Raw genomic sequence first — 17,751 nt, forward strand, 5'->3', positions numbered from 1 at the left:
GTAAAAAAGATGCAGACTGTCGAAACGTTGAACGAGGGGCTGAAGCGCGCCTATACCCTGACCATCACTGCCAAGGACATCGACGCACGCGTTGAAAAGGAAGTGAAGACCATTGCGCCGCAAGTGCGGATGCCCGGCTTCCGTCCAGGTAAGGTGCCTGCCAACCTCATCCGCAAAATGCACGGTGAATCCCTTCGGCGTGACGCCCTCAACAATTCGATCCAGGAAGGCGTGCAGAAGCTGCTCGCCGATAACAAGCTGCGGCCGGCCATGCAGCCTTCCGTGGAACTGGGCGAGGGCTATGAGAACGGCAAGGATGCGGAGATCAAGGTTGAGCTGGAAGTGCTCCCGGACGTCCCCGCGCCATCCATCGAGGGACTGAAGCTTGAGCGCCTGATCGCTGAAGTCAACGAAGAGCAGGTGGACGAGGCGGTCAACCGCTTCGCTTCGAACCAGAAGCGCTATGAAGATGCGCCAGAGGGCCATGTGGCCAAGGACGGCGATCAGATCCTCATGGATTTCGTTGGCAAGGTCGATGGCGTCGCGTTTGAAGGCGGCACTGGCGAGGACATGTCGATCGTCATCGGGTCGGGCAACCTCATTCCGGGTTTTGAGGATCAACTGATCGGCGCGAAGGCTGGCGAAGACAAGACGATCAATGTCACTTTCCCTGACGACTATAACGCCGAGAATCTGAAGGGGAAGGCAGCGACCTTCGACCTTAAGATCAAGGAAGTGAAAATCCCATCCGAAGCGGCGATCGACGACGAATTTGCCAAGACGTTGGGGCTTGAGAGCCTGGAACAGCTGCGCAATCTGTTCAAGAACCAGATTGAGCAGGAGCATAACAACCTCACCCGCACCTATATGAAGCGCAAGCTGCTCGATCAGCTTGCTGCCTCGCATGACTTTGAGGTGCCGCCCAGCATGGTCGAGGCTGAGTTCGAGCAGATTTGGCGTCAGCTTGAGCATGAAGCGACGCATGAGGAAGACCCCGAGGCCGCTCGTGCCGAAATGGAAAAGGACCGGGAAGAATATCGGACCATCGCGGTGCGTCGCGTTCGCCTGGGGCTGCTGCTTTCCGAAATCGGCCAGGCCAATGGGGTTGAGGTCAGCCAGCAGGAAATGAACCGCCTGATCATGCAGGCCGCGCAGCAATATAACCCGAAGGACCGCGAGCGCTTCATCCAGTATGTCCAGCAAGAGCCGATGGCTGCGGCTCAGCTGCGCGCGCCCCTCTATGAGGACAAGGTTGTCGATTTCCTGTTCGACAAGGCTGAGATCACCGAGCGTGCCGTGAGCCGTGAGGAACTGGAAACGGCCATTGAGGCGGATGAAGAGGGGCATGTTCATGGTCCAGGCTGCGGCCATGACCACGCTCATGAGGAAAAGCCCAAGGCCAAGAAGGCCGCTGCCAAGAAAAAGGAAGCCGCTGAAGACGCCCCGGCCGCTGAGGCAAAGCCTGCGAAAAAGGCTGCTCCGAAGAAGGTCGCCGCCGACGCTGAAGATGCGGGTGAGAAGCCTGCGGCAAAGAAAAAGCCCGCCAAGAAGGCCGCTGACAGCGAGTGAAGGGAAACATGGGGGCGACGAATAATCGTGGATCCCGGTTGCTCAAGTGATGTGGTGCTCCTGCGAAAGCAGGAGCCCAGGACCTTTCGCGCAGCGCCGGCGACGCTGGGCTCCTGCTTTGGCAGGAGCACGGTGGTTCTTACGGAAGGATTCCCATGTTCCGGTATCAGTCACCTCTGATGACAGCTGCCGACCCTGTTTCGCTTCCCGTCACTCTCCGCATTGCGGTCCTCCTTCCCTGCTATAATGAGGCCAAGGCCATTGCGCAGACAGTGCAGGCCTTCGCCACGGCGCTGCCGACCGCCACCATCTACGTCTATGATAACAATAGTACCGACAGTTCCCCGGAGATCGCCGCACACGCCGGAGCTATAGTGCGCAGCGTCCGTCAACAGGGGAAGGGCCATGTGGTCCGTCGCATGTTCGCGGATGTGGAAGCTGATATTTATATCATGGCCGATGGCGACGCGACTTATGATGCCGCGTCTGCGCCCGCAATGGTCGCCGATATGCTGCGCGACAATCTGGACATGGTGGTCGGCGCTCGCAAATCGGAAATCGAGGCTGCCTATCGCCGTGGCCATCGTTTGGGTAACCGACTGCTGACAGGGCTGTTGCGCTATCTTTTTGGCCGCAGCTTCACAGATATTCTTTCCGGCTACCGCGTCTTTTCCCGCCGGTTCGTCAAGAGTTTCCCAGTGCTTTCATCCGGCTTTGAGATCGAGACTGAGATGAGCGTACACGCGTTGGAACTTCGTATGCCGGTCGCGGAGAGAGTTACGGACTATGCCGCCCGGCCAACGGGATCGGTCAGCAAGTTGCATACCTATCGCGACGGCTGGCGTATCCTGCGGACTATCTTCACTCTCTTCCGGGTAGAACAGCCGATCTGGTTTTTCGGGTGGGTAGCCGGGATTTTAATCCTCGCGGCGCTAATTCTCGCTTCGCCCTTGCTTTTCACCTACATCGAAACCGGGCTGGTGCCCCGCTTTCCCACTGCCATTCTAGCCACCGGACTGGTAATTGTGGCTGTTCTTAACGGAATGTGCGGTCTTATCCTGGATACAGTGGTGCGGGGCAGGCGAGAAATGAAGCGGCTCGCCTATCTCGCCTTTCCTGCGCCTTCGCAGGCAAGCCCTCTTGAAGCTTCGGCAATTTGCTCCGATGTAGGGGCGGCACATCGATAAAGAGAAGAAAGAGTCTCATGCACGACAGTTTTCCGGATCCCATAAGCGCGCTTGTTCCCATCGTCATTGAGCAGTCGAACCGCGGTGAACGCAGTTTCGACATCTTCTCCCGCCTGCTGCGCGAACGCATCGTTTTCGTGACGGGTGCCGTCGAAGACCAGATGGCGTCCCTGATCGTCGCCCAATTACTGTTCCTGGAATCGGAAAATCCGAAAAAGGACATCTACATGTACATCAACTCGCCCGGCGGCGTGGTGACGGCTGGCATGGCGATTCATGACACCATGCAATATATCCGTCCCCGCGTGGGCACGGTCTGCATCGGTCAAGCTGCCTCAATGGGCAGTTTCCTTCTGGCGGCAGGCGAGCCGGGTATGCGTGTAGCGCTTTCCAACGCCCGCATCATGATTCACCAGCCGTCCGGCGGAGCGCAGGGTATGGCCTCCGACATCGAAATCCAAGCGAAGGAAATCCTTCGGATTCGCAGCCGTATGAATGGTCTTTATGCCAAATATACCGGGCAACCGCTGGAAAAGATCGAAGCTGCAATGGATCGCGATACGTTCCTTGAGGCGGATGAAGCTAAGTCTTTTGGTCTGATCGACGAGGTGTTCGACCGTCGCCCGGCCGCGACCGAAGAGACCCCCCGGACGGAGAGTTGACCGACGACGTATCAGATTGATTTGAGGAAAAAATCGGGTGCGGCAACTGGGCCGCGCCCCTTTCGGCGCACGCTTCATCTGACCCCGAGCAGGCACGGCTGGCCGGTAAATATCGAAAAAAAGACGTTAACGGATTTGCAGGCGCGGAATTCACGAATTACTTTTGAACCGCTCGCTAAAGAAAAATTGCCATTGTTCGGCAGTAGGAATGCGGGCAACATGCCCACAATGTGCTCGTAGCGACGGGCGCCAGGAAGGTAAAATGACAAAATTGACGGGCTCTGATTCGAAAAGCACCCTCTACTGCAGCTTCTGTGGCAAGTCGCAGCATGAAGTGCGAAAGCTGATCGCAGGGCCGACCGTATTCATTTGCGATGAATGCGTTGAGCTATGCAACGACATCATCCGGGAAGAGACGAAGGGTGGACTGGTCGGCCGCAAGGACGGCGGCGTGCCTACGCCCTTGGAAATCTGCGATGTCCTGGATGATTATGTCATCGGTCAAAGCCGCGCCAAGCGCGTTCTGTCAGTGGCCGTGCACAATCATTATAAGCGCCTTAATCATGGGGCGAAATCGGGCGAAGTCGAACTTGCCAAGTCTAACATTCTGCTCGTGGGCCCCACTGGCTGCGGCAAGACGTTGCTCGCGCAGACGTTGGCAAAGACGTTCGACGTGCCCTTCACAATGGCGGACGCAACGACCCTTACCGAAGCAGGATATGTCGGCGAGGATGTTGAGAACATCATTCTGAAGCTGCTTCAGGCGAGCGACTATAATGTCGAAAAGGCTCAGCGCGGCATCGTCTATATCGACGAAATCGACAAGATCAGCCGCAAGGCCGAGAACCCGTCCATCACCCGCGACGTGTCGGGCGAGGGTGTGCAGCAGGCCTTGCTGAAGCTGATGGAAGGCACCACGGCGAGCGTTCCGCCCCAAGGTGGCCGCAAGCATCCGCAGCAGGAATTCCTGCAGGTCGACACGACCAACATCCTATTCATCTGTGGCGGAGCTTTTGCTGGCCTTGAAAAGATTATCGGCGATCGGTTGGAGGCCAAATCCATCGGTTTCGGCGCTCATGTGGCCGCACCAGAGGAACGCCGCACCGGCGAGCTTCTGCGTCAGTGCGAGCCTGAGGATCTGCTGAAATTTGGTCTGATTCCAGAATTTGTCGGCCGTCTGCCTGTTATCGCGACGCTTGAGGACCTCGACAATGAGGCGCTGGTCAAGATTTTGGCGGAACCGAAGAACGCCTTGGTCAAGCAGTATAAGAAGTTGTTCGACATGGAAAATGTCGAGTTGACCTTCACGGATGACGCGCTTGTGGCGGTCGCCAGGCGGGCCATCGAACGTAAAACCGGCGCACGCGGTCTGCGATCGATCCTGGAGGCCATCTTGCTCGACACCATGTTCGACCTGCCCTCCATGCAAGGCGTGGGCGAGGTGGTCATCGACAAGGATGTAGTGGAAGGCCGCAAGGAACCTGTCCGCGTGTTCAGCGAACGCCGGAAGACCGGCGACGCGGCTTAATCCGGCGATTGCATATCTCTGAACTGGCGAGGCATTAATTTGCCTCCCACTTCAGGCTGCGTTCTGCTCCTGGCGCGACGTGACGATTTGCTGACGATGCTTTTCTGCCCAATTGGCGAGGTTCGTTAGTGGAACCAGGAGCGAGTGCCCTAGCGGTGTCAGGCTATATTCGACCTGCGGCGGGATGACCGGGACCACGGTGCGTTCCACATAACCATCGCAGGCCAGGATCCGAAGCGTTTGAGCCAGCATTTTTTGCGAAATTTCCGGAACGGCACGGCGCAGGGCGTTGAACCGCATCCGTTCTTCTTGCCCCAGCGTCATGAGTAAAAGAAAGCTCCAACTGTCGCCAAACCGCGTCAGGACGCTTCGGATGGGGCAGGGGGATGTCAGCCATTCTTCGTTGCGCATACCATCTTCCTCTCGGTTACCCCCAGGAAACTATCTGCTCTGAGGGTGCCTTCTTGTATCCGGCACTTCCGGAACTAGTTTGTACTTTCGATTCGAAAGCAGGTTTCCAATAAATACTGAAGGGGTCAATATGAAGGTGGCGTTGGTAGGGGCTTCGGGCAATGCCGGGTCTGAATTGCTGAAGGAACTGGTATCTCGTGGCCACAGTGTCACCGCGATCGCGCGTGACACAAGCAAAATTGCTGCGGCCAAGAACGTTAAGATTGAAAGCGTTGATGCCAATGATAAGTCAGCCTTGGCCGACGCGCTTAAGGGCAATGATGTAGTGATCAGCGCCTTGCCTTTCAGCAAAAGCGATCCAGAACTTCTTCTGGCGGCCATCAAGGCGGCAGCGGTCCCCCGCTATCTGGTGGTGGGCGGTGCAGCCAGTCTTTACGCGCCGGGTACGACACAGAGGCTAGTCGATAGCGGTCAAATCCCCGAAGAATGGATGCCGGAAGTTGGCGGCGGCGTTCGGTTTTTCGATAGGTTGAAGCAGGAAGGCGAACTTAACTGGACCTTCTTGTCACCCTCGATGATGTTCGTACCGGGCGATCGCACCGGCACATTCCGGTTAGGCAAGGATGAATTGCTGGTTGCGCCGGATGGCAATAGCAGCATCAGTTTTGCCGATTACGCCATTGCTATGGTGGATGAACTGGAACAGCCCGCCCATAGCCGACAGCGTTTCACGGTAGGTTATTGACCAACGGAAATGGGGGGCGCTTTGGGGGTAGGCGCTCCCTTTTAGAGTAATCGGCATCCCTATCCATTTGTGTCGAGCTTAGTCGAGACAAGTCTGTCCGGGTCAACGTCCCTCGACTACCCGGCACGAACAGCGATGATTCCGATTCGCGCCAGCCGCCCTAAATCCTTAGACAAGCGTCCAGCCCGCTGCGCTTCACTATGCCGATGCGCCGCATGATGCTGTTCCCATAGCGGCGAGTGAACCCGCTGGGCGAGATTGCCGCACGCTTCTTGGGTAGCGGCAATACAGCGGCAATCCGGGCAGCCTCCGTTCGCGAGAGGCGATCGGCGCCATGATTGAAATAGCGGATCGCTCCGGCTTCAACACCATAGGTGCCGATGCCCGTTTCCGCGACGTTCAGATAGACCTCCATGATCCGTTTTTTGGGCCACAGGGTTTCGATCAAGACGGTGAACCATGCCTCCAGCCCTTTGCGAAAAAAGCCGCCTCCCTGCCACAAAAAGGCATTTTTTGCCGTTTGCTGACTGATCGTGGAGCCGCCCCGGATACGACCGCCATTGGCATTGCGGCGCATGGCGTCCAATATTGCTTCACGATCGAAGCCATGGTGAGTGCAAAATTTGCTGTCCTCCCCAGCGATCACCGCACGGGGCATGTCAGGGTCAATTTCGCCCAGCGGCACCCAATCCTTGGTAATGCCTTTGCCATCCAGGATCATGGTCGCCGTGACAGGCGGCGGTACGAAGCGGAACAGCAGGACCCACAAGACCGAGAAAAGGACGAAGTAGACAAGGATTTTGAACGCGATACGGAGAAAACGGCGCGAGCCCGATTTGTTAGCCATGCGTGATGATTAGCGCGAAGTTTTCGGCCCGTCATCACTCCAATGCGTCACCTATGGCCCTAAAGCGCAATTTACAGCCCCGCCGGTACCAGCTTCTTGTCGCCCGCAATCCGCATCATCGCTTTTTGGAGCTTCTCAAATGCCCGTACCTCTATCTGGCGTACGCGTTCGCGGCTGACACCATAGACCTGGCTCAGTTCCTCGAGCGTCTTGGGCTCTTCCGCGAGCCGCCGCTCCGCAAGAATATGCTTCTCGCGCTCATTTAGGTCGGCCATCGCTTCAACCAGCATGCCATGCCGGACATCGGCCTCTTGGGCTTCGGCAACGCGTTCGTCCTGCAATGGACCTTCATCGGACAGCCAATCCTGCCATTGTCCATCACCATCCTCGCGCATAGGTACATTGAGCGAGGTGTCCCCGCCCATTGCCATACGGCGATTCATGCTGACCACGTCTTCTTCCGTTACGCCAAGGTCGGTGGCGATCTTTTCCACATCTTCGGGCCGCAAATCGCCGTCCTCGAAAGCTTCAAGATTGTTCTTCATCCGGCGCAGGTTGAAGAACAGCTTCTTCTGCGCCGCGGTAGTGCCCATTTTCACAAGGCTCCAGCTGCGCAGGATGAATTCCTGAATGGAGGCCCGGATCCACCACATGGCGTAGGTGGCAAGGCGGAAGCCCCGGTCGGGCTCGAATTTCTTGACGCCCTGCATCAGGCCAATATTGCCCTCGGAAATGAGTTCGCTCATCGGCAAGCCATAGCCCCGATAGCCCATGGCGATCTTTGCCACGAGACGCAGGTGCGACGTAACGAGCTGTGCCGCCGCCTCAGGATCCTGATGCTCGGCATAGCGTTTTGCCAACATATATTCCTGCTCAGGCTTAAGAAGCGGGAACTTCCGAATCTCTGCCAGGTAGCGGTTCAGACTTGCATCACCGCCAAGTGCAGGAATTGTCGCGGGGACATTGGTTCCATTGGCCATGATTGAATATGCTCACTTTCCCTATAATCTGTTTCTTATCCGTCCTTTATAGCATGGCGATGCGGAGAAAGGACGCCGTTTTCTTATACCTATTTATACGCGAAGGTGCCTTAACAGTTCCTGCATGTCATCAGGAATTTCACTTTGAAAGGCCAAAGCGTTGCTATTGACGGGGTGAATAAAGCCGAGCTTTGCGGCATGCAATGCCTGCCTCCGGAAACCCAGCTTTTCCAAAATTGACCGAAGCCCCTTGCGTGGCCGCCCATAAACCGGGTCGCCGATTAGCGGATGGCCGATATGCGCCATATGAACGCGCACTTGGTGGGTGCGCCCTGTTTCTAGCCGGCATTCCACCAATGCCGCATCGTCCAGCACCTCTTTGACTTCATAATGAGTGATCGCATGCTTACCCCTTCCCTCGCGCTGGACGGCCATTTTCTTGCGATCGTGAGAAGACCGGCCCATCCATGCGTCGACTGAGGCGCTGGCGGGAGAGGGGCGGCCGCTGACGATGGCAACATAGCGCCGGTCGATGCTATGCTCGGAGAACTGCGCCGCCAACCCCTCATGGGCCTTGTCAGTCTTTGCGATCACCAAAAGGCCGGAGGTGTCCTTGTCGATCCGATGCACGATCCCTGGCCGAGCCACGCCACCAATGCCCGAGAGCTGTCCGTGGCAATGGTGGAGGAGGGCGTTGACCAGCGTACCGTCCGGGTTGCCTGCCGCTGGATGCACTACAAGACCCGCGGGCTTGTCGACCACGATCAGATGTTCGTCCTCAAAAGCGATGTTGAGGGGAATATCCTGAGCAACGGCCTCTGCCGCGATTGGTGGGGGCACAGCGATTTGATACTGCTCGCCCTCACTCACCTTATGCGAAGGGGTGGCGATCTGTGTGGCTCCTTGTGTAACTTTTCCGTCAATAATCAATGACTTCAAACGTTCACGCGACAGGTCCGGCATTAGCGCCGCGAGCGCACGATCCAACCTCATGCCGTGGCAATCTTCGGTGATAAACGCGTTGATACTGGAAGCCCCCGAATTCACATCATAAGATATAGAAATGGCCGTCCGCATATCAAGAACACTCCTCGACAGCATTATCGCGGACGCGGCGATCGCAACAAATGTGGAACGCTGCGGCCTTCTATTGGGGGAAGAGCATATTGATGATGTGCGCTTTGCTCCCAATGTTGCTGACGACCCTCTCCGCCATTTCGAATTGGATCCAACAGTGCTCATTGCCACTCACAAGGCGGCGAGGGCGGGGGGAGCCCGCATTCTTGGCCATTACCACTCGCATCCATCCGGCGAGGCTGTCCCTTCTGTAACAGACGCTCGACACGCGGTTGCCGATGGATCGCTCTGGCTGCTTGTGGCGCGAGGCGAGGCGACACTTTGGCGCGCGGTGGCTGCCGGTTCCCTTCACGGCCGGTTTCAAGCCGAGCCGATGGAGATTTACGGCGATGTCGAGCTTGCATAGAGAGTCACGCTCCTGCATTAGGAACGCGATAATGCTCAGCCTGTTCGGGCTGAGTTCTTGACACCCAGTCTTTGGGCATGTCCATCGCCCCGGCACAGGATGATGATAAATGACCGTAGAGAGTATCGACTTTGCCGCCCTTCTCTGTTCTCGCCTTTGTCATGATTTGCTAAGCCCAATTGGTGCGCTCAACAATGGGCTTGAGCTTCTGTCTGATGAAAATGATCCCGAAATGCGGGCTCGCTGTCTGGAACTTTTGGCGGAAAGTGCTCGGACATCGGCGAACAAGCTCAAATATTTCCGACTGGCTTTCGGTTCGGCGGGCGGCTTTGGCGACATGGTTCCGGCTGGAGAGGCGAAGTCCGCGATCGAGGGGATTTTTTCCTCTACCGGCCGAGTGAATGTCGGCTGGCTTGTGAGCGAAAACAGTCTCAGCAAGGCTGCGGTAAAGATTTTGCTCAATCTGTCGCTGATCGCTGGAGAGGCCCTCGTGCGCGGTGGACAGCTGGATATTGGGGCGGAGAGCCGGGACGGATTCACCGAAATCGTGGTGCGGGGCGAAGGACCGCGGATTGTTCTCGATAACGAACTGCGCGCCGCGCTGCAGGGCCAGGGAAATGACGCAGGTCTGACACCCCGCGCGGCCGCGGCGTGGATGGTCAACAAGCTCGTGACCGAGGCCGGAGGCCAGGTCATGCTTTCTGAGCCGACTGATCCGGTTTTGCTGTTCGGAGTAAGTGTCCCGCGGGGATGATCGGAAGCCTCTTTTTAACGCGGCTTTAACCAACATCGGCCATGGTGCCTTTCGACTTTGAAGTCGGACGGGACCATATGGACGAGTTACTCGCGGAATTCATTTCCGAAACGCAGGAAACCATGGAGGCTCTCGCTGGCGAAATCGTCGCGTGGGAAGCTGATCCCATGGACCGCGAGCGGCTGGACGCGATCTTTCGCTTCTTTCATACCGTCAAAGGAAGCTGCGGGTTTTTGAATCTGCCAAGATTTGAAAAGCTTAGCCATGCCGCCGAGGATGCGCTCTCCGAAATTCGTTCGGGTAAAAGGGAGGCTGATCCTGCAACCGTGAGCGCGGTGCTGGCGATAATGGATCGCATCGGCGAACTTGCGCAAGCAGTCGTTGCCGGCACGTCGGTGCCCAGCGAAAGCGATGACATATTGATCGACGCCCTCCTCAATCCGGAGGAGGCGGCGCCAATGGCCGTTGGCAATTCGGCTGATGAGCCGACGGACATTTCAAACGCGGAAGCCAAACGCCACACGCCTGCAATGCGTAGCATTCGCCTCCCGCTCAGCCTTATCGATCAGCTGATGAATGGCGTTTCCGACATGGTGCTGGCGCGGAATGAATTATCGCGCAAGCTGCGCGAGCGCTTTTCCGACCCTGAACTGGAAAGCACGTTTGAGCGGCTGTCCAGTTGTGTCGCCGACATGCGCGATGCCATCAGTAAAACCCGGATGCAGCGCGTCGACCGGTTATTTATGGCCATTCCCAGAATGGTGCGCGATCTAGGCCGCGATCTAGGCAAAAAGATCGAACTGACGATCGAGGGCGGCGACGTCGAAATGGACCGCGAGATGGTGGAGATGGTGGTCGATCCACTTACTCACATTGTCCGCAATTCGATAGACCATGGCATTGAAACCCCGGCGGGGCGGCTGAAGGCGGGGAAACCGGAGACAGGCCAGTTGCGAGTCGCGGCTCGGCAGGCCGGGAATCAAATCGTCATAGAAATAGCCGACGACGGGCGGGGCATCGATACCGACAAGTTGGTAGCAAAGGCCATTGCCAGCAATTTCCTTACTCGCGAAAAGGCGGCCGAATTGAGCGAGGCGGCCCGCCTCGACCTGATCTTTGCAGCAGGCCTTTCCACCGCAGGTGCGGTCACTGCGGTTTCCGGACGCGGCGTCGGCATGGACGTGGTTCGTTCCAACCTTGAGCGGATCGGCGGGGTGATTGCCCTGGATAACCATCCGGGCAGGGGCTTGAAGATCACATTGCGCGTGCCGCTGACGCTGACGATCATTCCCGGTCTCATCATTCGGGCGGGTAATCAGCATTTCGCTATTCCCCGGGCTGCGGTGGTGGAAATCCTCCATGACAACAATGAAATGCTGTCCATTTCCGGGGTTGGAGGCGCGCGTATTGCCACCATCCGGCGCATCCGCCATTCCATGATCGACCTGGAAGACCTGCTTTGTCTCGAACGCGTTCAGGAAGCCGGCAAGAGAACGCTGATCGTGATCCGTTCGACATCGGGTGTGCCGTTCGCTTTAGGTGTTCAGGCGGTCGATAATCATGAGGAGCTGGTCATTAGACCAGCATCGCCCCTGGTGATGGCATCGGGACTATATGCAGGAATGACGCTGCCGGACAATGGCCAGCCGATGCTGCTGCTGGACGCCAGCGGCCTCGCCAGCGCCGCAATGTTGCCGGTGATTGACGGCGAAGCGGAGGCTAAGGAGCGTCGTTCCTCGCCTGAGGATGTGGCGGCCGAAGAACTGGTGAGTGCGTTGATGTTTACCGAACGCACTGGTGAGGAACGGCTGCTCCGCCTGTCGTTGGTAGAGCGCGTCGAGGACATCGCTGCTGAGCATTTCGGCCAATCGGCCGGTCGCTGGTTTGCGCGGATCGACGGCAAGCTTCTGCCGGTCGTGCGTCCGTTGGCAGAGCGCCCAAAATCTCCCGTAACAGCACTTCGACTTCGCGAAGGCGGTCGGGAGCTATGTTATCCGGTGGACCACATCATGGACATTGTTCAAATGCCACCCGTTGCCGACCTGGTCTATCGCAGTGGCATCGTTGGGGGTGTAACCGCAATTGATGGCAGGCAATATGAGGTCATAGATACCTTCGCTCTGTTGGCGTCGGTCCCTGAAGAAGGGGTGGCGCCGACACCTGTTCGTTGCCTGTTGGCTGATAAGGACGATCCCTGGATGCAGGAGATATTGGCGCCCCTGATTCGTCAGGCCGGCTACGAACCGGTCCTGGACGATGCTTCGGCCGCCAGGGGAGCAGACATAGTGTTTTGCATGGCCCAGTCCAGCGTAGCCGAGACTATTGTAGATCGACCAGTGGTAAAGCTTCGCAACGGCCAAAGACCTCAGGGCCCGGATGATCATAGCATCTACCGCTATGACAGGGACGCATTGATTGCGGCGATCGAGTCCGTAAAAAGAGGAAAGGCGGCCTGATGAGCGAACTTTATCTTTTCGCCCGCATCGGCGGCACCGACGTCGCTATTCGCACGGGACAGATTGAAGCGGTCGTCAAGCTGACGGAGATTTCACCGGTGCCGCGAGTACCGATGCATGTCGCCGGGTTGTCGGCCCTGCGCAGCCGGGTACTCACAATCATCGATACGGCGGCGCTCGTGTGGGGCCGCCCGGCCTCAGTCGTGCCAGGATCGTTTGCCATCATCACAGACATTATCGGGCACAGCTATGGCATGACCGTGGATTCCGTAAGTGACATAGCTCCGGTATTGGGCGGCGAACTGCCGCTTTGCGGGCAATTGGATCCCGCATGGCGCCCGTTTGCATACAAAATGGTCGAGAACGAACACGGACCGCACCTGCTGATCAGCCTCAGCAGCTTCGTTGATCAAACGCAGCCGCTTGCAGCTTGAAAGCAGCGTTTACCATTCCCTTACGAACATAGGGTAGTTTCCACGACAACAACGTTGATAAAGGTTGCTTCATGAAAAACTGTCTCGTGGTCGATGACTCCAAGGTGATCCGGAAGGTCGCCCGACACATATTGGAGTCGCTCCAGCTTTCGGTATCGGAGGCATGCGACGGCAAGGAAGCGCTGACCCATTGCGAAGCAACTGTTCCTGACGTGGTGCTGTTGGACTGGAACATGCCAGTGATGAGCGGGATGGAGTTCCTGCAGGCACTTGGTGATCTTGAAATGGAATCCCGGCCTAAGGTGATCTTCTGCACCACTGAGAACGGCATTGGTCACATCAAGGCAGCGGTCGAGGCAGGCGCGGACGAATATGTCATGAAACCCTTCGACAGAGATACACTGGAAAGCAAGTTACAGATCGTCGGCGTCATTTGACGGGGACCTGGCGATGGCTCGCTCCGATAAAAACCAGTCGCCAGGGGAAAAAGCCGTCCGGCCTATACGCCTGCTGATCGTCGACGACTCGCTGGTTGCACGAAGTGTTTTTGAACGGATCGTTACCCAGGACAAGCAGTTCCAGCTTTGTGAAACGCTTCCAAGCGCTGCGGCGGCCCTCACCTATCTGGCCCACAATCAGGTCGACATTATTATGCTCGACATTGAAATGCCCGGCCAAAGCGGCCTCGCGGCCTTGCCGGACATTTTGAAGCAGGGCGGCAATGCCAGGGTCATCATTTTGTCCTCGAACTGTGAAGAAGGCAGCGCTGCCGCCGTTGAGGCGCTGGCTATCGGGGCTAGCGACATCATGTCCAAGCCGGGCCGCAGTGCATTTAGTGGCCAGTTCGCCGAAATACTGATTGAGCGGTTGCTGAGGCTGGGCAGGCAAGTGCAATGTCAGAACACTGGCGAAAGCACGCCGCCCATGGGTTTGCGTAGCTATGACCGCCGCGTCAGTATCGCCTGTCTGGGGGTGGGGGCTTCTACTGGCGGCATTCCCGCCTTGGGACAATTATTCTCGGGATTAGGACAGGGCATTGGCGTGCCTGTGCTGCTGACGCAACATCTTCCACCTAGCTTCATGCCCTATTTTGCGGTGCAACTGAGCCGCATGACGCCGATGTCGGTTAAAATCGCGGAAGAAGGCGACGTTTTGCGGCCCGATCATGTCTATATCGCGCCGGGCGAGGCCAATCTCACCTGTCGGATGCGGGTGGATGGATCGGTTTGCATAATACTCGATCCTGAACGTGAGCCATTGGCCAGCATGCCCGGAGTAGATCCAATGTTCGCTTCTATGGCAAAAACCTTTGGCGCGGGAGCTGTAGCTATCGTGCTGACGGGGATGGGGCGTGACGGCACAGCCGGCGCGGAGAAAATAGCTGCCGCCGGAGGTTGGATTGTGGCTCAGGACGCTGAAACCAGCGTTGTGTGGGGCATGCCTGGTTCGATTGCCCGGGCAGGGCTGGCGAGCGCCATCATGCCGCCGGCGCGAATGGGGGCTTATATGCTGAGCCAATTGGCGAAGGCCGCATGACTGAACCTGAATTCACAGGCGCCATGCGCGTCCTTGCAGGGCTACTGGAGGCACGGACGGGCCAGCAGCTTGCCGCCAACCGCATCTGGAGGATCGAAACGGCGCTCAAGCCCCTGTTGCGCCTTCACAATATGGCTAGCCTGGAGGATCTGGTAGTCCGCCTGTTGGCCGGCGATGAGCGGCATCTGCTAGACGCTGCTGTAGATGCAATGCTCAATAACGAAAGTTCCTTTTTCCGGGACGTTTCGACTTTCGCCATGATCGAGCGGGAAATGCTCCCGCATCTGGCATCGATGGGCAAGCAGACCGTGCGAATCTGGTGCGCAGGCTGTTCGACAGGGCAGGAAGCTCTATCCATCGCCATGTTGATCCGAAAAAATGAGGAGCGCTGGAAAGACCGCAGGGTTCAGATTCTGGCGACCGATATTTCTTCCTCTGTAATCGCCCGGGCAAAGGGAGGGCTTTACAGCCAGATGGAAGTACAGCGCGGCCTTGGCATTACGGATCTGCTACGTTGGTTCGAACCTGCCGGTGACGACTGGCGGGCCAGCCGCGAACTGCTGGACATGATCGACTATCGGGTCGACAATCTACTGGAACCGATATTGGTGTCCGGCCAAATTGACCTCATTCTGTGTCGGAACGTCCTGCTATACTTATCGCAGGATTTGCGCCGGAAGGTGTTCGATAATCTCACGCGGGCGGGCACCCCTGACGGCCATCTGATTTTGGGCGCTGGAGAAACCGTCATGGGACAAACCGACGATTTCGTCGCCAGCCGCAACTTTCGAGGCAGCTACGAGCGCCGCCCCGCACATCCGGGACAACTGCCAATCAGAGCCGCCGTAAGAGGCTGAACGACCCGTTGCGCTACTGAACATAGTTTCTCCCGAGCGCAGCGGCTTGTAACCGTTCGCCTGATACCAGCGGAAATGAATTAACCTCGGATCATCACATCCCGTGATTTAGCCAACCAATCGTAAATGATGATCAAAATTGGGCTGCTAAGCTATGCCAGCCAGCTATAGAAAAGCTGGTGACCCCTACGGGAATCGAACCCGTGTTTCAGCCGTGAAAGGGCCGCGTCCTAACCGCTAGACGAAGGGGCCCCGATGTGAGGCTATGCCAGAGGGCACGCCATTAGGGTAGGGTTGGACGCTGGTCAAGTGTGGAATGGACGAAAAAGCGGAACATTTCTTGACTATCCGACCTTCGGGCAAAATTAGCTGACGAGCAGGACAAGGCGGGGGTGAACGATAACCGCGGCACCGGACGATTCGACAAATTATTGGGTGCGGCACGTGCCGGTTCGGGTCAACTGCGATCCGCCCAGGCTGCGTCCTCGACATGAAGTTCGGCAGCAGGGCGGGAGCCCCAATCGTCTAGTTTCGCTCGCCCCGCTATCCACAATCTGCGGTCCCGGTCCGCGCCCAGCAAGGCCTGGCCCAAGGGGCTTTCCGCCTGGCGAAAGGCCACGGTTTTCAAGCTCCGTCCATCTTCTCCCGAAACAACGGCGCGAACATGGCCATTGCCGACGATATCGGCCTTGATGATTCGGACTGGCCCGGTGGCGATGCGCGGTGCGGGCCATCCGGTGCCATAGGGTCCGCCTTCTTCTATGGCCTGCAGGAACAGGGGATTGACGCCGCCGGGGGAAATGACGGCGTCGAGCAGCAAGGCCCGCTCGCCCTGGGCGCGGGCGACATCCGCTCCCAACCGGGCGTCAAGAAAATCCGCCAGAGCGTCCACCTTGTCGGCCCTTATCGTCAGACCCGCCGCCATTGCGTGCCCGCCACCTGCAACCAGCAGCCCACTATCGCGCGCCGCCATTACTGCAGCGCCCAGGTCAACCCCGCTGATCGAGCGGCCCGATCCCTTGCCGGTCCCATCCGGGTCCAAGGCGATTACGATGGTGGGTCGTCGAAGCTTCTCCTTTAAGCGGCCCGCGACGATACCAATCACGCCAGGATGCCATCCTTTACCCGCTACCACCGCTACCGCGCGGTTATGTTGGGTTCCGGTTAAAGCCTCGGCGGCTTCCTGTACCGCCGCCTCAATGGCGCGGCGTTCCTCATTCAAGCTATTAAGTTCCAAGGCGATGGATCGCGCTTCCGTCGGATCTTCCGTCGTAAGCAGCCTTACTCCAAGGTCAGATTTGCCTACGCGCCCGCCGGCGTTGATGCGCGGGCCCAGAGCAAAGCCCAGGTCGGAGCAGATAGGCGCGCGTTGCAGGCGGGCGGCTTCTATGAGCGCCGCCATGCCGATATTGCGCCGATGCGCCATGACCTTCAAACCCTGCGCAACGAAGGCGCGGTTCAGCCCGCGCAGGGATGCGACGTCGGCTACAGTGCCGAGCGCAACCAGATCCAACAGGTCGATCAGGCGGGGTTCCGGCCTTCCGCGGAAATAATCGCGCGCCCGTAACTCTCGCAAAAGAGCGGCGCCCAGCAGAAAAGCAACGCCGACGGCGGCCAGATGGCCGTGCGCCGCTGCCCCGTCGCATTCGTCCAGCCGATTGGGATTGACCAAGGCATGAGCAACGGGAAGAGCGGGCGTGCATTTATGATGATCGACCACGATCACATCGACCTTGGCAGCCTGCGCCATCTCAAGCGCTTCGAACGCCTGCGCGCCACAATCAACGGTCACGATCAGCGTGGATCCATCCTGCGCCAGTTGGACCAGGGCTTCGCCGCTGGGGCCGTACCCTTCCATCAACCGGTCTGGAATATAGGCGGACGCATTCAGGCCAAGGTCACGGAGCAGGCGAATGAGCAGCGCGGCGCTGGTCGCACCGTCCACGTCATAATCGCCGAAAATCGTGACCTTTTCTTGAGCCTGCACGGCGTCGGCCATCCGCTTTGCCGCCCTGCCCATATCTTGAAAAAGGCTTGGATCGGGCATGAAGGCGCGGATCGTCGGGTCCCGGTGCGCCGCCAAATTCTCGCGGGTGCAGCCGCGCGCCAGCAGCAATTGCGTCACCAGATCATCGGGCTGGAAAGCCGGGTCCCGCCCGTCTGTTCCCAGGCCGCGCCAGCGCCAGGGCTGGCCAAGAATGGAGCGGCTGATATTGAGCGCAGGAGTCATGGCTTGCTGTTATCCGCTAGGTAACGAATGGGAAAGGGGCGGAGAGTGGAAGAAACTATTTCTGTACCTGGT

17 protein-coding genes and 1 tRNA gene are annotated in these 17,751 nt (G+C 58.0%); 12 read left to right on the top strand and 6 right to left on the bottom strand.

Annotated features, from left to right (window positions below; genetic code table 11):
* Positions 1-9: 9 nt before the first annotated feature.
* The 4 genes from tig (at position 10) to clpX (ending at position 4,946) form a co-directional block, all read left to right on the top strand.
* Positions 10-1,569: a trigger factor gene (gene tig / locus HNQ99_RS01440; RefSeq protein WP_184473849.1), complete on the top strand. Its 1,560-nt coding sequence runs from the start codon at positions 10-12 to the stop codon at positions 1,567-1,569.
* A gap of 179 nt (positions 1,570-1,748) precedes the next feature.
* Entirely contained in the window at positions 1,749-2,756 is a 1,008-nt protein-coding gene (locus HNQ99_RS01445; protein WP_184474026.1) for a glycosyltransferase family 2 protein, read from the top strand.
* A gap of 17 nt (positions 2,757-2,773) precedes the next feature.
* Positions 2,774-3,418 carry an ATP-dependent Clp endopeptidase proteolytic subunit ClpP gene (clpP, locus tag HNQ99_RS01450; protein ID WP_184473850.1) on the top strand — a complete coding sequence of 215 codons (645 nt, stop codon included), beginning with the start codon at positions 2,774-2,776 and terminating at the stop codon, positions 3,416-3,418.
* Positions 3,419-3,680: 262 nt separating this feature from the next.
* On the top strand, positions 3,681-4,946 hold the full coding sequence (gene clpX, locus HNQ99_RS01455) for an ATP-dependent Clp protease ATP-binding subunit ClpX (protein ID WP_184473851.1): 1,266 nt from the start codon (positions 3,681-3,683) through the stop codon (positions 4,944-4,946).
* A 51-nt stretch (positions 4,947-4,997) separates the two neighbouring features.
* Here the strand turns inward: clpX and HNQ99_RS01460 are convergent, their stop codons facing one another.
* On the bottom strand, positions 4,998-5,357 hold the full coding sequence (locus tag HNQ99_RS01460) for a winged helix-turn-helix transcriptional regulator (protein ID WP_184473852.1): 360 nt from the start codon (positions 5,355-5,357) through the stop codon (positions 4,998-5,000).
* Positions 5,358-5,487: 130 nt separating this feature from the next.
* Here HNQ99_RS01460 and HNQ99_RS01465 point away from each other — a divergent pair, with 130 nt between their 5' ends.
* Positions 5,488-6,102, top strand: a complete 615-nt coding sequence (locus HNQ99_RS01465; RefSeq protein WP_184473853.1) for an NAD(P)-dependent oxidoreductase — start codon at positions 5,488-5,490, stop codon at positions 6,100-6,102.
* A 160-nt stretch (positions 6,103-6,262) separates the two neighbouring features.
* On the opposite strand, the gene mtgA is transcribed toward HNQ99_RS01465, so the two are convergent.
* The 3 genes from mtgA to HNQ99_RS01480 all read right to left on the bottom strand — a co-directional run bounded on the left by mtgA (position 6,263) and on the right by HNQ99_RS01480 (position 8,976).
* Positions 6,263-6,949: a monofunctional biosynthetic peptidoglycan transglycosylase gene (gene mtgA / locus HNQ99_RS01470; protein ID WP_184473854.1), complete on the bottom strand. Its 687-nt coding sequence runs from the start codon at positions 6,947-6,949 to the stop codon at positions 6,263-6,265.
* 71 nt (positions 6,950-7,020) lie between these two features.
* Positions 7,021-7,929 (bottom strand): RNA polymerase sigma factor RpoH, encoded by a 909-nt coding sequence (gene rpoH / locus HNQ99_RS01475; protein WP_184473855.1) that lies wholly within the window; start codon positions 7,927-7,929, stop codon positions 7,021-7,023.
* 93 nt (positions 7,930-8,022) lie between these two features.
* Positions 8,023-8,976 (bottom strand): RluA family pseudouridine synthase, encoded by a 954-nt coding sequence (locus HNQ99_RS01480; protein ID WP_407692294.1) that lies wholly within the window; start codon positions 8,974-8,976, stop codon positions 8,023-8,025.
* A 16-nt stretch (positions 8,977-8,992) separates the two neighbouring features.
* On the opposite strand from HNQ99_RS01480, the gene HNQ99_RS01485 reads away from it, so the two are divergent.
* From HNQ99_RS01485 to HNQ99_RS01515, 7 genes are all read left to right on the top strand, one after another.
* Positions 8,993-9,412, top strand: a complete 420-nt coding sequence (locus tag HNQ99_RS01485; RefSeq protein WP_184473857.1) for a Mov34/MPN/PAD-1 family protein — start codon at positions 8,993-8,995, stop codon at positions 9,410-9,412.
* A 109-nt stretch (positions 9,413-9,521) separates the two neighbouring features.
* The gene (locus HNQ99_RS01490; protein ID WP_184473858.1) at positions 9,522-10,166 is read left to right on the top strand and encodes a histidine phosphotransferase family protein; all 645 of its coding nucleotides are present in this window, start codon (positions 9,522-9,524) and stop codon (positions 10,164-10,166) included.
* Between the two features lie 77 nt (positions 10,167-10,243).
* Positions 10,244-12,622 carry a chemotaxis protein CheA gene (locus HNQ99_RS01495; protein ID WP_184473859.1) on the top strand — a complete coding sequence of 793 codons (2,379 nt, stop codon included), beginning with the start codon at positions 10,244-10,246 and terminating at the stop codon, positions 12,620-12,622.
* Complete coding sequence (locus tag HNQ99_RS01500) at positions 12,622-13,056, top strand: chemotaxis protein CheW (RefSeq protein WP_184473860.1); 435 nt, start codon at positions 12,622-12,624, stop codon at positions 13,054-13,056. The genes HNQ99_RS01495 and HNQ99_RS01500 overlap by 1 nt, the downstream gene beginning before the upstream one ends.
* Positions 13,057-13,127: 71 nt before the next feature.
* Positions 13,128-13,493 carry a response regulator gene (locus tag HNQ99_RS01505; protein WP_184473861.1) on the top strand — a complete coding sequence of 122 codons (366 nt, stop codon included), beginning with the start codon at positions 13,128-13,130 and terminating at the stop codon, positions 13,491-13,493.
* Between the two features lie 13 nt (positions 13,494-13,506).
* Positions 13,507-14,592 (top strand): chemotaxis protein CheB, encoded by a 1,086-nt coding sequence (locus tag HNQ99_RS01510; RefSeq protein WP_184473862.1) that lies wholly within the window; start codon positions 13,507-13,509, stop codon positions 14,590-14,592.
* On the top strand, positions 14,589-15,449 hold the full coding sequence (locus HNQ99_RS01515) for a CheR family methyltransferase (protein WP_184473863.1): 861 nt from the start codon (positions 14,589-14,591) through the stop codon (positions 15,447-15,449). Before HNQ99_RS01510 ends, HNQ99_RS01515 begins: the two co-directional genes overlap by 4 nt.
* A gap of 177 nt (positions 15,450-15,626) precedes the next feature.
* On the opposite strand, the gene HNQ99_RS01520 is transcribed toward HNQ99_RS01515, so the two are convergent.
* Both HNQ99_RS01520 and recJ read right to left on the bottom strand, forming a co-directional pair.
* Positions 15,627-15,701 (bottom strand) — tRNA-Glu (locus HNQ99_RS01520).
* Positions 15,702-15,906: 205 nt separating this feature from the next.
* Positions 15,907-17,679, bottom strand: a complete 1,773-nt coding sequence (gene recJ / locus HNQ99_RS01525) for a single-stranded-DNA-specific exonuclease RecJ (RefSeq protein ID WP_184473864.1) — start codon at positions 17,677-17,679, stop codon at positions 15,907-15,909.
* Positions 17,680-17,751: the final 72 nt, after the last annotated feature.

It is taken from the genome of Rhizorhapis suberifaciens (assembly GCF_014200045.1).
Classification (GTDB): Bacteria; Pseudomonadota; Alphaproteobacteria; order Sphingomonadales; family Sphingomonadaceae; genus Rhizorhapis; species Rhizorhapis suberifaciens.

Bases quoted from the DNA above. Each gene is read 5' to 3' on its own strand.
- HNQ99_RS01445 (WP_184474026.1), top strand. From the start codon at position 1,749: ATGACAGCTGCCGACCCTGTTTCGCTTCCCGTCACTCTCCGCATTGCG.
- mtgA (WP_184473854.1), bottom strand. From the start codon at position 6,949: ATGGCTAACAAATCGGGCTCGCGCCGTTTTCTCCGTATCGCGTTCAAA.
- HNQ99_RS01485 (WP_184473857.1), top strand. From the start codon at position 8,993: ATGGCCGTCCGCATATCAAGAACACTCCTCGACAGCATTATCGCGGAC.
- HNQ99_RS01495 (WP_184473859.1), top strand. From the start codon at position 10,244: ATGGACGAGTTACTCGCGGAATTCATTTCCGAAACGCAGGAAACCATG.
- tig (WP_184473849.1), top strand. From the start codon at position 10: ATGCAGACTGTCGAAACGTTGAACGAGGGGCTGAAGCGCGCCTATACC.
- clpX (WP_184473851.1), top strand. From the start codon at position 3,681: ATGACAAAATTGACGGGCTCTGATTCGAAAAGCACCCTCTACTGCAGC.
- HNQ99_RS01500 (WP_184473860.1), top strand. From the start codon at position 12,622: ATGAGCGAACTTTATCTTTTCGCCCGCATCGGCGGCACCGACGTCGCT.
- clpP (WP_184473850.1), top strand. From the start codon at position 2,774: ATGCACGACAGTTTTCCGGATCCCATAAGCGCGCTTGTTCCCATCGTC.
- rpoH (WP_184473855.1), bottom strand. From the start codon at position 7,929: ATGGCCAATGGAACCAATGTCCCCGCGACAATTCCTGCACTTGGCGGT.
- HNQ99_RS01465 (WP_184473853.1), top strand. From the start codon at position 5,488: ATGAAGGTGGCGTTGGTAGGGGCTTCGGGCAATGCCGGGTCTGAATTG.
- HNQ99_RS01490 (WP_184473858.1), top strand. From the start codon at position 9,522: ATGACCGTAGAGAGTATCGACTTTGCCGCCCTTCTCTGTTCTCGCCTT.
- recJ (WP_184473864.1), bottom strand. From the start codon at position 17,679: ATGACTCCTGCGCTCAATATCAGCCGCTCCATTCTTGGCCAGCCCTGG.
- HNQ99_RS01460 (WP_184473852.1), bottom strand. From the start codon at position 5,357: ATGCGCAACGAAGAATGGCTGACATCCCCCTGCCCCATCCGAAGCGTC.
- HNQ99_RS01515 (WP_184473863.1), top strand. From the start codon at position 14,589: ATGACTGAACCTGAATTCACAGGCGCCATGCGCGTCCTTGCAGGGCTA.
- HNQ99_RS01505 (WP_184473861.1), top strand. From the start codon at position 13,128: ATGAAAAACTGTCTCGTGGTCGATGACTCCAAGGTGATCCGGAAGGTC.
- HNQ99_RS01510 (WP_184473862.1), top strand. From the start codon at position 13,507: ATGGCTCGCTCCGATAAAAACCAGTCGCCAGGGGAAAAAGCCGTCCGG.